Raw genomic sequence first — 13409 nt, forward strand, 5'->3', positions numbered from 1 at the left:
ATCACAGCCCGGCCACCATCACTGCGCCCAGTAATCGATGACCAGCGGACGCTCGATCACCGGGCCGAGTTTTTCGACGAAAGCCTGGTGATTCGGGTGCACCAGGTAGGCGTCGCGGTCTTCGGCCGAGTTGAACGTCAGCGTGAAGCAGTGGGTGAAACCGGCGTTCAGGCCTTCCGGGCTGACGTTGGTGCCCCATTCGTAGGCGACGACGCCCGGCACGGCTTGCGGCAGCGCGCCGAAGCCGATGACGATGGCGTCGACCTGCTCGGCGCTGGCCTCGGCCTTGAACGAAAACAGGACGACGTGGCGCAGCAGGGATTGGGTGGTTTGGGTCATGACGATCCTCGATCAAAAAAGGTTCGTCATCTTACCTCGGTCACGCCGTCGGCGTCGGCGGCTGGCCCCAGCTGTCCTCGTACACGACGTGCTCGACCGGCTGGCGCGCATCCCAGCCTTCCATCTCCAGCATCGGCGCCGGATAGAACGCGTCGACGTGGCCGACGCACAGCACGGCGATCGGCAGGCTGTCATCCGGCATCGCGCACAGGCCGCGGATGTGCTCCGGGTCGAACAGCGACACCCAGCCCACGCCGATGCCCTCGGCGCGCGCGGCCAGCCAGAAGTTCTGGATCGCGCAGGATGCCGATGCCAGGTCCATCTGCGGCATCGTGCGCCGTCCGAACACGTAGCGCTCGCGCTTGTCCATCAACGCCACCACCAGCACCTCGCCGCATTCCAGGATGCCCTCGACCTTCAGGCGCATGAAGTCCTCGGCGCGCTGGCCCAGCGCTTCGGCGGTGCGCCTGCGTTCCGCGTCGACGTGGGCGTGGATCGCCTGGCGCCGCGCGGGATCGACGATGCGGATGAAGCGCCACGGCTGCATCAGGCCGACACTGGGCGCCTGGTGCGCGGCGGCGACGAAGCGCGCCAGCTGGGCCGGATCGATCGGCCCGGGCCGGAAGTGGCGCACGTCGCGCCGCTCGCGGATCGCGCGGTAGACGGCGTCGACGTCGTCCTGCGCATAAGCGTGCGGACTCGGGTTCATTTCTGCGCCTTGGCCTTCGCCTTGCGCGCGTCCTCGTAGGCCTGGTAGCGCTCGATGCTGGCCTCGCGCTTGAGCACTCTGGAGTGCGGATCGAGCGTGAAGGTCGCGCCGGCCGGCAGCTTGACGCTGCCGCGCCCGTCCGCCATCGGCACGGTCACGACCTGGTTGCCGATGCGCACGTCGACCGGCATCGGGAACGGCGTGTTCTTTTCGGTTTTCCAGCTCAGCTGCAGCGTGCCGCCGCCCTGTTTGACCAATAGCTCGGGCAGGGCGGCCTGGTACAGGTAGGCCTGGAAGAACCAGTCGAGATCGCGTCCGCTGATGCGCTTGGCGATCGCCATGAATTGCGCCGTGGTGCCATAGCGCGGCTTGAAATTGCCTGGACGCGGATCCTGGCGGCCGTACACGGCTTCGCGGATCGTCGCGAAGAAGGCCGGGTCGCCGATCAGCTCGCGCAGCGTGTGCATCACCAGCGCGCCCTTCACGTAGATGTCCTGGCCGGGCCCGCCGCGCTCGGTGTCGTAGACGTCTTCCTCGCGGCGCGGCTTGCCCGAGACGATCGGCGCCTTGTTGCGCACGCCGCCGCGAAATTGCATCAGCCAGGCGTAGTAATCCATGTCGCCGTTCAGGTATTGCGAATACAGCGGCTGCATGTAGCTGCCCAGGCCTTCGTGCAGCCACATGTCGTCCCAGTCGGTGTTGGTCAGCTGGTTGCCGAAGTACTCGTGCGCGAACTCGTGCTGCAGCAGGTCGTCGTAGCCGTGCACGGTCTTGGCGTAGCCGTTGCCGTAGGCGTTGATGGTCTGGTGCTCCATGCCCTTGTGCGGGGTCTCGACCACGCCCATCTTTTCGTCGCCGAACGGGTAGGGACCGATGGTCGACTCGAAAAAGTCGAGGATCTGCGGGAACTCGGCGAACAGCTCCTTCGCGCCTTTCTCGCTCTGCGGCAGGTACCACAGGTGCAGCGGGATCACGTTGCCGAAGCGGCTTTTATATTCGCCGCTCAGTTCCTTGTACGGGCCGACGTTGATCGACACGCCGTAGGTGCTCGGGTTCTTCGCATGCCAGTGCCAGGTGCGCCAGCCGTCCGCTTCGGTCATGCCGGTGGCAACGCCGTTGCCGGCCGCGACCAGCGGCGCCGGCACCGTGAAGTGCTCGTCGACGACCTTCGGCTTGCCGGTCGGGTGGTCGATGCAGGGCCAGAACAGGTCGCAGCCTTCGCCCTCGACCGCGCTGGCCACCCAGGGCTGGCCGTCCGGCGTCTTGGCCCAGACGAAGCCGCCGTCCCAGGGCGCACGCTTGGCCACGTGCGGCTGGCCGTGGTACTTGACTTCGATGCTGACCGTGCGGCCCGGCTCGAGCGGCTGCGGCAGGTCGATCGACAACAAACCCTGCGGATTGCGCCAGCGGTCCGGGCCGAGTGCCTGGCCGTCGACGGCGATGGCGTCGATCGGCAGGTTGCGGTCCAGGTCGAGGTCGATGCGGCGCATCGTCGTGCGCGTGCCGAAGGTGAGGGTGGCGTCGCCGCGGATGCTGCGCGTGTCGGGTTCGATGCGCAGCTTCAGGTCGGCCTTGTCGAACTCCAGGCCGGCCTGGTCCGGGTTGCGGGCCGCGCCGGAGTTGGCGCTGTAATCGGTGAGCGGGGGCGGGGTGGTGGCGCAGGCCGCGAGCAGCGAAGCCGCGGCGGCAGCGGTAACAATCTTTTTCATCGGGACCGGCGCGGCGCGCCACTATTTGTTATGCCGGCAATCTATCACAGCGGCAATCAAATATATGTATTGACGGCGCATCGGCGCATCGGCGACCGGCGCGGCAGCGAGCGCGCGCCGTCCACGGCTGGCTTGGGCAATACTGGACCTTCACACGCATGCCGAGGAGGGCCCATGACCGAGCTGAACATCGATATCGCACGCACCGCCCTGGTGCTGATCGACCTGCAGAACTTCAACGTGAAAAGCGACACCGCGCCGTACAAGACCGATACCGTGGTCGGCAACTGCGCGATGCTGGCCGGCGAGATGCGCGACCGCGGCGCGATGGTGGTGTACGTGCGCGTGCTGGCGGACCAGCTGCTGGCGCCGCCCGCGGACGCGCCCATGCGTGCGCCCGGCAGTCCGCCGCCGCCGCCGGACGCGATCCTGTTCGCACCCGAGGCGCAGCTGCAGGCGACCGACCTGGTGATCACCAAGCGCCAGTGGGGCGCGTTCTACGCGACGGAGCTGGACCAGATGCTGCGCCGGCGCCGCATCAAGACGCTCATCCTGGGCGGCATCGCGACCAACATGGGCGTCGAGTCGACCGCGCGCGCGGCCTTCGACATGGGTTACGAACTGATCTTTGCGGAAGATGCGATGAGCGCCAAGAAGACCGAGGCGCACCAGGCCTCGGTCGAGGGCGCCTTCCGCACCATGGGACGGGTGCGCAAGACGCAGCAGATCATCGATGCGCTGCAGGCGGGAACGGGCGAGGCTTGAACGAAGAGCCTCGAAAACCGTCGCGAGCGGCAGCAGGGTTCTTCAACCCGCGCGGTGGATGTCGGCGGTGATCTCGTACGAGCGCAGGCGCGCCTTGTGCTCGAAGATCTGCGAGGTCAGCATCAGCTCGTCCGCACCGGTGCGCGCGATGAAGTCCTTGATCTGGCGCGCGACCGTGTCCGGGGCGCCGATGGCCGAGCAGGACAGCACACCGTCCAGCATCGAGCGCTCGGGCGGCGACAGCAGCTCGAGATAACCCTCCACCGGCGGCTTGAGCTTGGTCGGGCGGCCGCTGCGCAGGTTGATGAAGGCCTGCTGCATCGAGGTCGCACGGTAATGCGCTTCGGCGTCGGTGTCGGCGGCAAACACGTTAAAGCCGAGCATCACGTACGGCTTGTCGAGCTGCGCCGACGGGCGGAAGGTGGCGCGGTAGATGTCGATCGCCTGCATCATCATCTGCGGCGCGAAGTGCGACGCGAACGCGTACGGCAGGCCGAGCGCCGCCGCCAGCTGGGCGCCGAACAGGCTCGAACCGAGGATCCAGACCGGCACGTTCAAACCCGCGCCCGGCACCGCACGCACGTTGCGGCGCGGCGAGTCGGCAAAATAATCCATCAGCTCGACGACGTCCTGCGGGAACTCGTCGGCGTCGGACGCCAGGTTGCGGCGCAGCGCGCGCGCGGTGGTGTGGTCGGAGCCGGGCGCGCGGCCCAGGCCCAGGTCGATACGGCCGGGGAACAGCGACTCGAGCGTGCCGAATTGTTCGGCGATCACGAGCGGCGAGTGGTTCGGCAGCATGACGCCGCCGGCGCCCACGCGGATGGTCCTGGTGCCGCCGGCCACGTGGGCCAGCAGCACGGACGTTGCCGCGCTGGCGATGCCTGGCATGCCGTGGTGTTCGGCCAGCCAGAAACGGTTGTAGCCCCATTGTTCGCCGTGCTGCGCGAGGTCGAGCGAGCGGCGGAACGACTCGGCAGCGTCGCTGCCTTCGGTGATGGGAGAGAGATCGAGGATCGAAAATGGAATCATGGATTCATGATACGCCGATCGCGGCGAGCGCGTGCGCGGGCCCCCAAAACGCTCCGATGCGCCAAAACACCGGATCTGCGGCACGCGATTCTCGCGCTGTCATCCGGGCCCGGAGGTCCCGCGTTGTCTCCCTGTGAGCGAGCGATCCTCATAGGAGAACGTCGCTTTTTTGCTGCAACTTTTAGTTTCCAGGCGGCTAACGCGCGCACCCTTCACGAGGACCGTTCTACACTTCGCTTCATCAGTATCCCATTGATACTGTTGAGATTTTGCCCCAATTCCATTAGGAGAGCGACATGAAAATGAATAAGTTACTGAAAGGCCTGCTGGGTGCATCCGTTGCCGTAGCAATGTTCGGTACTATGAACGCTCAAGCCCAGACCGGCAGTTCGTCGGGGTCGAGCGGCGGTTCCAGCGCCAGTTCGCAAGACCAGTCGGGTTCGAGCGGTTCGTCGTCGTCGTCGGGTCATTCCAAGAAATCGTCGAAGAAGCACAGCTCGAGCAGCGGTTCGTCGTCGGGCGGCAGCACCCATTCGGGCAGCAGCGGTTCGAGCATGGGCAGCGGCTCCTCCTCGGGCGGCAGCAACTCGTCCTCGGGCGGCACCACCGGTAGCGGCAGCATGGGCACCAGCGGCTCGTCGGGCAGCGGCGCCGGCGGCAGCGGCACCGGCTCCAGCAACGGCGGCTCCTCGAGCGGCAGCATGGGCAGCGGTTCGTCCTCGGGCTCGAGCGGTTCGTCGGGCATGAGCGGCTCGTCGGGTTCGTCGGGCACCGGCGGCTCGATGGGTTCGGGCGCAGCGGGTTCGTCGGGCATGAGCGGCTCGGGCATGAGCGGCACCGGCTCGGCTTCGGGCGCAGGCGGCAGCGCCACCGGCACCTCGGGCGGCGCGGGCGCCGGCACCACCGGCGGCGCGGGTCGCTGATAACAAACAGCGCGCGCCTGCGCTTGCAGGCGCACAGCCAAAGACACCAGCCCTCGGGTTGGTGTTTTTTTTCGTCAAAACGCCGTCTAGCTGAGCCGGTAGTCGACCGGCAGCAGCGGCGGCGGCAAGTCGCGCTCGCCCAGCGCCACGCGCAGGTCGATTTCGATCGTGCGGCAGATGGCGGCGAGCGGCAGGTCGTGGTCGGATGCGCCGAACGGTTCCTCGATCTCGTCGCCGAGGGCGTCGAGGCCGAAGAAGGTGTAGGCGACGATGGCGGTGACCACCGGCGTCAGGTCGCCGATCGCGCCGACCAGGCCGAACGGCAGCAGGATGCAGTACAGGTAGGCGGTGCGGTGCAGCAGCAGCGTGTACGAAAACGGGATCGGCGTACCGCGGATGCGCTCGCAGGCGGCGGCCACGCCGGTCATGCTCGAGAGCGTCGCATCGATCGACGCCGCCAGGTTCGGGTCGACGCGGCGCTCGCGCAGGCAGCGTCCGAGGTCGGCGCCCATTTCCAGCATCAGCGCGTGCGGCAGGTTCGGCAGGGTGCGCACGCGCGACCATTCTTGCGGGGAGAGCCAGGGCGCGACCTCGGCTTCGGGATCGGACTTGCGCAGGTGATGGCGCAGCGCGTGCGCGTACGCGGCCGCGCGCCTGAGCATGCGCACGCGCGGGTCGGCGGCGTGGTCCGGTGCGGCGTCGGTGGCGAACGGCGCATCGCCGCTTACCAGGCTCAGGCACTGGCGCGCCAGGCTGCGGCTGCGCAGCACCAGCTCGCCCCATTGCTTGCGGCCTTCCCAGTAGCGGTCGTAGGCGGCGTTGTTGCGAAAGCCCAGGAAGATCGCCAGCGGCAGGCCCATCAGCGTGAACGGGATCGCGCTGAGCGACAGCTTGTGGCTTCCCAGGCTGCCGCCGGTCAGGGTCACGCCGATCGCCAGCAAGGTCGTGAAGGCCAGGCTCTTCCAGATATTCGGAAGAATCGAGCCGCGCATGACCAGGAACAGGCGTAGCGGGGAGGGGCGGTCGCGTACGATCATGGGGAGTGCGGATCTGTTGTCGGGACTCGCATTGTGCATCAGCCGGGCGAATGGCGCGCCGCACAGATTCGGAACGCGCTATGGTGGGCTCCCCTTATCTCAGGAGGACACCATGAAGACACGCCAGCTCGGCAATCAGGGATTGCAGGTTTCGAGCATCGGGCTCGGCTGCATGGGCATGAGCGATTTCTATGCCGGCCGCGACGACGCCGAATCGATCGCCACCATCCAGCGCGCCATCGACCTCGGCGTCACGCTGTTCGACAGCAGCGACATGTACGGCCCGCACACCAATGAAGAACTGCTGGGCCGGGCGATCCAGGGCCGGCGCGAAGGCCTGGTCATCGCCACCAAGTTCGGCGTGATGCGCACGCCCGAGAACCCGACCGACTACCGCATCAACGGCCGTCCCGAGTACGTACGCCAGGCCTGCGAGGGCAGCCTGAAGCGCCTGGGCATCGAGACCATCGACCTGTACTACCAGCACCGCGTCGACCCCAACACGCCGATCGAAGACACCGTCGGCGCGATGGCCGACCTGGTACGCGAGGGCAAGGTGCGCTACATCGGCCTGTCGGAAGCGTCGGCGGCGACCATCGAACGCGCGGTGAAGGTGCATCCGATCACGGCGCTGCAGACCGAATATTCGCTGTGGACGCGCGATCCGGAAGAAGACGCCGACAAGGGCGTGCTGGCGACCTGCCGTCGCCACGGCATCGGCTTCGTGCCCTACAGCCCGCTGGGCCGCGGTTTCCTGACCGGCGAGATCCGCCGTCCGGAAGACTTCGCGCCCGACGACTGGCGCCGCAACAACCCGCGCTTCCAGGGCGAGAACTTCGCCAGGAACCTGGCGCTGGTCGACAAGGTGACGGAACTGGCGAAGGAAGCCGGCTGCACGCCCGGCCAGCTGGCCCTGGCCTGGGTGCTGGCGCAGGGACCGGACATCGTGCCGATCCCGGGCACCAAGCGGCGCAAGTACCTGGAGCAGAACGTCGAGGCGGTCGACCTCGACATCGGGCCGTCCCAGCTGACCGAGCTGGAGTCGATCTTCCCGCGCGGCGCCGCCTCGGGCACGCGCTATCCGGAAGCGCAGATGGGCGCAGTTAACCGATAAAGTTCGCGCTAAAGTTCGCGCTAAAGTTCGCGCTAAGGCGCGTCAGGACACGGCGGCGATCTGCCCGCAGGCCGCCGCCCGCCATCCCGCCAGCCCGTTGATCGCATCTTCCTTCAACTTCGCCTCGATCTCGATCCACGGCGCCTGCGCATACGACGACGGCATCACAGAAATCAGGTCCGAATGCTGGCGGTCGTTGAAGCCCTCCCTTCCGTTCGAGATGTGCACCAGCTGCTCGGCCGGGTCCGGCCAGGTCTCGCGTGCGCGCGCGAGCATCTCGGCCACGCTCGGGTCGTCGTAGCTGTCCAGCTTTTCGCTGACCACGTGGTGGTGCGCGTCGAACACCATCGGCACGCCGCTCCTGACGCAGACGTCGTGGATCTGCGCCGCGCTGTACGCGTACTCGTCGTTCTCCAGGCACAGGCGCAGCCGGATCGGGTCGGGCAGGTCGGCGATGCGCGCGACCAGTTCGTCGCTGCGGTTGGCCTTGCCGCCGTGGATCTCGAGCAGCGCCCACGGCGAGCGCGGCTGCTGCAGCAATTCCATGATGTCGGCGTGCATCTGCAAGATCTTGACGCTGTTGGCCACCACGTCCGGCGAGTCCGAGCTCAGCACCACGAACTGGTCCGGATGCATCACCAGGCGCAGGCCGAGTTCCTTCGCGCGCGTGCCGGTGCGCGCCAGCGCCGGCGCGAGCGCCTGCATCACCTCGCGTCCGATGTCCTCGTCGAAGAAGGGAAAGATCGAGGAGGGCATGCGGTACAGGCGGATGCCGTTCTTCTGGCAGTACTGCAGCGCCCCGTCGAGCGTCTGCAGGTTGTCGCGGTAGATATCGTCGAGCACTTTGCGCTGGCCGGCGTCGGACTGCTCGAGCAGGCGCTTGCGCGTGACCGTGCGGTAGCGGACCTCCTTCGAGGTCGTGATGCAGACCAGGCCGAGATGCGGCTGCGCGGGCAGGAACGACGCTGCGGAGGATGAAGCTGGCGATGACGATACAGATGCAGACATGGCGTGATGGATAGTTGGCGTCGATTCGATGTTCCCCCGATTCACCGGGGCCGTCAAACGCGTGCTGCTCTGCACTCTGCAACGCGGGTCAATACGGGGACAAGACCAGATTTGCGGCTTTTTCGCTGCATTGCGGCATTTTTTACTGTTTCAGACGCAAAATTGCTTCTAGGCTACATCGTCTGTTCCGTATAATTTTGCGATAAAAATATTGATCACGTGGGGTCAAACACTCCCTGCGTCTGCCTTCGCGTCTCCACCCTGACCCCCCGACGATAATGAAGAACCTGAAGATCGGCGTGCGCCTCGGCCTCGCTTTTGCTGCGGTGTTAGCGCTAACCGCCGTGCTGACCCTGGTCGGCGTCATCCGCCTGCAGCAAATCGGCGCCGCCAACGACGCCATGGATGCGACCATCGAGAACCGCCGCCTGGCCGAGCGCTGGCTGGCCGACAACGGCGTCAGCGACGCCCTCGGCGAAGCGCGCCTGCGCGCCGTCGATGCGCAGGACCGCGATGCGATCGCGGCCCGCATGCGCGACAACAGCGCCGACATCACGGCCGTGCAGACGTCGCTCGACAAGCGGCTCGGCGCGTCCGATGCCAGGGCGATGATGGACGACGTGATGCAGCGCCGGCGCGACTATGTGGCCGCGCGTACCGAGGTGTTCAAGCTGCAGGACGATGGGGCCGCCATGGCCGCGATCCAGGCCGCCAGCCGCGACAGCATGCGGCCCCGGCTCGGTGCCTACAACAAGGCGCTCGGCGAGCTGGTCAAGCAGCAGACCGGCTTGTTCGACGAGTCCAATACCCACGTCGACGTGATGGTCGCCACCGCACGCAGCGTGCTGGTGACGGTCGGGCTGATGGCGCTGGCGCTGGGCGCCGTGCTGGCCTGGCGCCTCACGCGCAGCATCACGCTGCCGCTGCGGCACGCGGTCGAGGTCGCCAACGCGGTCGCGCGTGGCGACTTGTCGACCCCGGTCGAGGTCACGCGCCGCGACGAGACCGGCGAGCTGATGGCCGCGCTCGAGACCATGACCGGCAACCTGAATGCGCTGGTGACGCGGGTGCGCGGCGGCGCCGATGCGATCGCCGGGGCGGCGGTGCAGGTCGCGGCCGGCAACCACGACCTGTCTTCGCGCACCGAGCAGCAGGCCGGCGCGCTGGAAGAAAGCGCCTCGTCGATGGAAGAGCTGACCTCGACCGTCAGGCAGAACGCCGACAACGCGCGCCAGGCCAACACGCTGGCGCACGGCGCCTCCGAGGTCGCCACGCGCGGCGGTGCGGCGGTGGCGCAGGTAGTCACGACGATGGGTGCGATCGATGCCTCGGCGCGCAAGATCGTCGATATCATCGCGGTCATCGACGGCATCGCCTTCCAGACCAATATCCTGGCCCTGAACGCGGCGGTGGAGGCGGCGCGCGCGGGCGAGCAGGGACGCGGCTTCGCGGTGGTGGCGGGCGAGGTGCGCACGCTGGCGCAGCGCTCGGCCGCCGCGGCCAGGGAAATCAAGGACCTGATCGGCGATGCGGTCGACAAGGTCGGCGCCGGCACGCGCCTGGTCGACCAGGCCGGCGCGACGATGCAGGAGGTGCTGGCCAGCGTGCGCCACGTCACCGGCATCATCGCCGAGATCTCGGCGGCCTCGGGCGAACAGAGCGCGGGCATCGAACAGGTCAACCAAGCCATCAACGAGATGGACCACGCGACCCAGCAGAACGCGGCCCTGGTCGAGCAGTCGGCGGCGGCCGCCGCGGCCATGCAGGACCAGGCGCGCAGCCTGGCCGAGGCGGTCGGCGTGTTCAAGCTGGCGCAGGCCGCTTGAGTTTCCGGCGCTCTCCAGCGCGCCTCGTGCGCATGGCCTGATGCAGAATGGCTTGGATGCCTTGAACTGTGCAGAATCAGTCCGGCAAGGTCGGCGGTCTGCCGACTGACCGGCTGCCCTCATCCCATGCAAAAATTCCTGATCATCACCGGCCTGCTGCTGGTCGCGGCCGGCCTGGCCTGGCCCTGGCTGCGGCGCCTGCCGCTGGGCCGCCTGCCGGGCGACATCCACGTCGTGCGCGAGGGGTTCAGCTTCAGCTTTCCGATCGTTACCTGCATCGTCTTGTCGATCGTCGTCTCGCTGCTGCTATGGCTGTTCCGGCGCTGAGGCCGGCCAGAGAACCGCTCAGCCGCCGACCCGGTGGTGCGCCATCCAGTACAGGCGCGTCCCGGCCACGGTGACGGCCGCGCCGAGGCTCAGGCCGGCGATCATGCCGCTCGCCGCGATCGGCGCCAGCAGCGAAGCCAGGATGTAACCCAGGCCGCCGAGCACCAGCGCCCAGCCGGTGAAGCGGCGCGCCGCCAGCGCCGGCGCGCAGCGCGTGCGCGCGAACACCACTTTCGGGATCGCATTGGCATAGACCACGACGATGGCGCCCACCAGCACCCCGCTCAAGCGCTGGCGCATTTCGCCGCTGAAATACGCGGGCGTCAGCCATGCCAGCGCGGCCGAGATCGCGAGAACGAGCGCAGCGCCGAGCAGGCTGCGCAGCGGGGATGCACACTTCATGACGACTCCTTGTTGGAATGGTGTGGAACGTCGGGCCGGCTGGCCTCGGGACGCGAGACGTTCAGGCCGAAGGTTTGTGCGAACGCCAGCAGCGCATCTTCCAGCACCGACATGCGCAGGTGATACGTGATCGTGCGCCCCCGTTTGTCCGCATCGATCAATCCCGCCTCCGCCAGCACCGCGAAGTGGGCCGACATGGTCGGCTTGGAGACGTCGAACAGGGCGGCCAGTTCACCCGCGCCCATCGGTCCGCCCTGCAGGTGCTGGAGCACCGCACGGCGGGTCGGATCGGCTAGGGCCTTGAAAATTTTGCTCATGATTGATTGTTAGCTAAAGATCGAAAAATTGCAAGCGGATTGCCGTGTGGTGTGGCGTCGACGGTGGTTTATTGCGTCCGTGGGTCTTGTAATACGCCGGCTATACTCCAATTGGAGTATGCTGGACGTATATTCACTTCGATTGCATTCCTGGGACTTACATAAATGAAACTCGTCGAGAGCAAGGCGCGACTGCCGGACACCGAAAAAGTCACCATCAACCTCGGACTGGTGGACCTGGCGCAGATGGATCTGCTGGTCGAAGAAGGCTTCTATACCAACCGCACCGACTTCGTCCGCACGGCCATCCGCAAGCAGCTCGAGCGCCACGACGAGGCGATCCGCCAGACCGTGATCCGCAAGCGCTTCGTCATGGGACTGCAGCGCTACACCCGGATCGACCTCGAACAAAGCGTCGCCGCCGGCGAACGCCTGGAAATCCACGTGCTGGGCCTGGCCACCATCGACGACGACGTCACGCCCGAGCTGGCGCAGGCGGCGATCGCTTCGATCCGCGTGCTTGGCGCCTTCCTCGCGCCCGCCCCGGTCAGGGCCGCCCTGGCCGACCGCACCCAACCATAAGGAACACATCATGAAGGTTTACGAACAATTCGCCGGCAAGCTGCTGCAAGCCGTGAAGTCGAGCCAGGGCAAGGACCCGACCGCCGCCACCGACATCATCCAGCAGGCGCTGCGCAGCGCCGGCCTGTTGCAGCCGTCCACGTCCGCCACGCCGCGCGCGCAGCAAACGCCGGATGGCGCCGCCCGCTTCGTCGACCTGAACGCGGCGCCGGCCTGGTCGCGCCACGGCGCCGCGCCGAATGCCGGGTCACAGGCCGAGTCGCAGGCCGAAGCAGAACAAGCCGACACCGGACAGGCCGGGGCGTACGCCGCAGCGCCATCGATGCCGGCGTTCGATCCGCAGGCGCTGCGCGACTGGGCCGCGCGCTTCATGCCGGGCGCGCCTGCGCAGGCGTCGCAAGCGCGTGCCGGCGCGTCCGCACTGCCGGGCGAGCTCGTGCGCGCCAGCTTCAGTAACGCCGCAGGTGCGCGCGGCTACCGGCTGTACGTGCCGGCGCGTGCGCACGAAGGCCCGCGCGCGCTGGTCGTCATGCTGCACGGCTGCCAGCAGGACCCCGACGATTTCGCCGCAGGCACGCAGATGGATGCGCTGGCCGAGGAGCACGGCTTCCTGGTGCTGTACCCCGAACAGTCGCGCAGCGCCAACGGCTCGAATTGCTGGAACTGGTTCGAGACCCCGCACCAGCAGCGCGACCAGGGCGAGCCGTCGATCATCGCCGGCATGACGCGCGAGGTGGTGCGCACCCACGGCGCCGACCCGGCGCGGGTGTACGTGGCCGGCTTGTCGGCGGGCGGCGCGATGGCGGCGATCCTGGGCGGCAGCTACCCCGAGCTGTACCGCGCGATCGGCGTGCATTCCGGCCTGCCGGTCGGCAGCGCGCACGACCTGATGTCGGCGCTGAACGCGATGCGGCGCGACACGTCCGGCGGCAGGAAAGGCAACGCGGCGCTGGCGCGCGCGGTGCCGGCCATCGTTTTCCACGGCGACCAGGACGCGACGGTGCACCCGTCCAACGGCCAGGCCGTGCTGCGCCAGTTCACCGCCGGTACTGCCGATGCGCCGCTGCGCGAAACCGAGGAGCGCGGCCAGGACGGCGCCGGCCGCGCCTACACCCGCACACGGATGCTGGACGGCGACGGCCGGAGCGTGGCCGAACACTGGAACGTGCACGGCGCCGGCCACGCCTGGTCCGGCGGCAGCCCGGCCGGCTCGTACACCGATCCGTCCGGTCCCGACGCGTCGCGCGCGATGTTGCGCTTCTTCCTCGCGCAGTAGCGGCGGCGGCCACCGGGCTGGAGCCGTCTGCTATGCTATCGGCGAA

15 protein-coding genes are annotated in these 13409 nt (G+C 67.7%); 7 read left to right on the forward strand and 8 right to left on the reverse strand.

All coding sequences use genetic code 11. The features are described from left to right. Positions 1-18: 18 nt before the first annotated feature. From FA90_RS21670 to FA90_RS21680, 3 genes are read right to left on the reverse strand one after another with little or no spacing between them, the layout of a single operon-like run. Positions 19-339 (reverse strand): Dabb family protein, encoded by a 321-nt coding sequence (locus FA90_RS21670; RefSeq protein WP_051971989.1) that lies wholly within the window; start codon positions 337-339, stop codon positions 19-21. A gap of 40 nt (positions 340-379) precedes the next feature. Beyond that, positions 380-1048, reverse strand: a complete 669-nt coding sequence (bluB, locus tag FA90_RS21675; RefSeq protein WP_036172484.1) for a 5,6-dimethylbenzimidazole synthase — start codon at positions 1046-1048, stop codon at positions 380-382. After that, positions 1045-2757, reverse strand: a complete 1713-nt coding sequence (locus FA90_RS21680) for a M1 family metallopeptidase (protein ID WP_036172486.1) — start codon at positions 2755-2757, stop codon at positions 1045-1047. Before FA90_RS21680 ends, bluB begins: the two co-directional genes overlap by 4 nt. A gap of 174 nt (positions 2758-2931) precedes the next feature. On the opposite strand from FA90_RS21680, the gene FA90_RS21685 reads away from it, so the two are divergent. After that, a complete protein-coding gene (locus FA90_RS21685) occupies positions 2932-3522 on the forward strand; it encodes an isochorismatase family protein (RefSeq protein ID WP_036172488.1) in 591 nt (196 codons plus the stop codon). Positions 3523-3564: 42 nt separating this feature from the next. Here the strand turns inward: FA90_RS21685 and FA90_RS21690 are convergent, their stop codons facing one another. After that, complete coding sequence (locus FA90_RS21690; protein WP_036172490.1) at positions 3565-4551, reverse strand: LLM class flavin-dependent oxidoreductase; 987 nt, start codon at positions 4549-4551, stop codon at positions 3565-3567. A 296-nt stretch (positions 4552-4847) separates the two neighbouring features. On the opposite strand from FA90_RS21690, the gene FA90_RS25925 reads away from it, so the two are divergent. Continuing rightward, positions 4848-5474 carry a hypothetical protein gene (locus tag FA90_RS25925; RefSeq protein ID WP_081933981.1) on the forward strand — a complete coding sequence of 209 codons (627 nt, stop codon included), beginning with the start codon at positions 4848-4850 and terminating at the stop codon, positions 5472-5474. A gap of 86 nt (positions 5475-5560) precedes the next feature. On the opposite strand, the gene FA90_RS21700 is transcribed toward FA90_RS25925, so the two are convergent. Then, positions 5561-6511, reverse strand: coding sequence for a bestrophin family protein (locus tag FA90_RS21700; RefSeq protein WP_036172492.1), 951 nt, complete (start codon positions 6509-6511; stop codon positions 5561-5563). A gap of 112 nt (positions 6512-6623) precedes the next feature. On the opposite strand from FA90_RS21700, the gene FA90_RS21705 reads away from it, so the two are divergent. Next, positions 6624-7625: an aldo/keto reductase gene (locus FA90_RS21705; RefSeq protein ID WP_036172494.1), complete on the forward strand. Its 1002-nt coding sequence runs from the start codon at positions 6624-6626 to the stop codon at positions 7623-7625. 42 nt (positions 7626-7667) lie between these two features. Here FA90_RS21705 and uvsE read toward each other — a convergent pair whose 3' ends face one another. After that, a complete protein-coding gene (gene uvsE, locus FA90_RS21710; RefSeq protein ID WP_051971991.1) occupies positions 7668-8633 on the reverse strand; it encodes a UV DNA damage repair endonuclease UvsE in 966 nt (321 codons plus the stop codon). A 278-nt stretch (positions 8634-8911) separates the two neighbouring features. Here uvsE and FA90_RS27550 point away from each other — a divergent pair, with 278 nt between their 5' ends. Continuing rightward, complete coding sequence (locus FA90_RS27550) at positions 8912-10459, forward strand: methyl-accepting chemotaxis protein (protein ID WP_036172496.1); 1548 nt, start codon at positions 8912-8914, stop codon at positions 10457-10459. Positions 10460-10585: 126 nt separating this feature from the next. Further along, positions 10586-10786 carry a DUF2905 domain-containing protein gene (locus FA90_RS21720; protein WP_036172499.1) on the forward strand — a complete coding sequence of 67 codons (201 nt, stop codon included), beginning with the start codon at positions 10586-10588 and terminating at the stop codon, positions 10784-10786. An 18-nt stretch (positions 10787-10804) separates the two neighbouring features. On the opposite strand, the gene FA90_RS21725 is transcribed toward FA90_RS21720, so the two are convergent. Continuing rightward, the gene (locus FA90_RS21725) at positions 10805-11188 is read right to left on the reverse strand and encodes a hypothetical protein (protein ID WP_036172501.1); all 384 of its coding nucleotides are present in this window, start codon (positions 11186-11188) and stop codon (positions 10805-10807) included. Next, positions 11185-11505 carry a metalloregulator ArsR/SmtB family transcription factor gene (locus tag FA90_RS21730; RefSeq protein ID WP_036172503.1) on the reverse strand — a complete coding sequence of 107 codons (321 nt, stop codon included), beginning with the start codon at positions 11503-11505 and terminating at the stop codon, positions 11185-11187. Before FA90_RS21730 ends, FA90_RS21725 begins: the two co-directional genes overlap by 4 nt. 165 nt (positions 11506-11670) lie before the next feature. Here FA90_RS21730 and FA90_RS21735 point away from each other — a divergent pair, with 165 nt between their 5' ends. Further along, complete coding sequence (locus tag FA90_RS21735; RefSeq protein ID WP_036172505.1) at positions 11671-12087, forward strand: CopG family transcriptional regulator; 417 nt, start codon at positions 11671-11673, stop codon at positions 12085-12087. Positions 12088-12097: 10 nt separating this feature from the next. Next, complete coding sequence (locus FA90_RS21740) at positions 12098-13363, forward strand: PHB depolymerase family esterase (RefSeq protein ID WP_036172507.1); 1266 nt, start codon at positions 12098-12100, stop codon at positions 13361-13363. Positions 13364-13409: the final 46 nt, after the last annotated feature.

The organism is Massilia sp. 9096 (assembly GCF_000745265.1).
Taxonomy (GTDB): domain Bacteria; phylum Pseudomonadota; class Gammaproteobacteria; order Burkholderiales; family Burkholderiaceae_D; genus Telluria.

Bases quoted from the DNA above. Each gene is read 5' to 3' on its own strand.
- FA90_RS21685 (WP_036172488.1), top strand. From the start codon at position 2,932: ATGACCGAGCTGAACATCGATATCGCACGCACCGCCCTGGTGCTGATC.
- FA90_RS21730 (WP_036172503.1), bottom strand. From the start codon at position 11,505: ATGAGCAAAATTTTCAAGGCCCTAGCCGATCCGACCCGCCGTGCGGTG.
- bluB (WP_036172484.1), bottom strand. From the start codon at position 1,048: ATGAACCCGAGTCCGCACGCTTATGCGCAGGACGACGTCGACGCCGTC.
- FA90_RS25925 (WP_081933981.1), top strand. From the start codon at position 4,848: ATGAAAATGAATAAGTTACTGAAAGGCCTGCTGGGTGCATCCGTTGCC.
- FA90_RS21680 (WP_036172486.1), bottom strand. From the start codon at position 2,757: ATGAAAAAGATTGTTACCGCTGCCGCCGCGGCTTCGCTGCTCGCGGCC.
- uvsE (WP_051971991.1), bottom strand. From the start codon at position 8,633: ATGTCTGCATCTGTATCGTCATCGCCAGCTTCATCCTCCGCAGCGTCG.
- FA90_RS27550 (WP_036172496.1), top strand. From the start codon at position 8,912: ATGAAGAACCTGAAGATCGGCGTGCGCCTCGGCCTCGCTTTTGCTGCG.
- FA90_RS21735 (WP_036172505.1), top strand. From the start codon at position 11,671: ATGAAACTCGTCGAGAGCAAGGCGCGACTGCCGGACACCGAAAAAGTC.
- FA90_RS21670 (WP_051971989.1), bottom strand. From the start codon at position 339: ATGACCCAAACCACCCAATCCCTGCTGCGCCACGTCGTCCTGTTTTCG.
- FA90_RS21740 (WP_036172507.1), top strand. From the start codon at position 12,098: ATGAAGGTTTACGAACAATTCGCCGGCAAGCTGCTGCAAGCCGTGAAG.
- FA90_RS21705 (WP_036172494.1), top strand. From the start codon at position 6,624: ATGAAGACACGCCAGCTCGGCAATCAGGGATTGCAGGTTTCGAGCATC.
- FA90_RS21700 (WP_036172492.1), bottom strand. From the start codon at position 6,511: ATGATCGTACGCGACCGCCCCTCCCCGCTACGCCTGTTCCTGGTCATG.
- FA90_RS21690 (WP_036172490.1), bottom strand. From the start codon at position 4,551: ATGATTCCATTTTCGATCCTCGATCTCTCTCCCATCACCGAAGGCAGC.
- FA90_RS21725 (WP_036172501.1), bottom strand. From the start codon at position 11,188: ATGAAGTGTGCATCCCCGCTGCGCAGCCTGCTCGGCGCTGCGCTCGTT.
- FA90_RS21720 (WP_036172499.1), top strand. From the start codon at position 10,586: ATGCAAAAATTCCTGATCATCACCGGCCTGCTGCTGGTCGCGGCCGGC.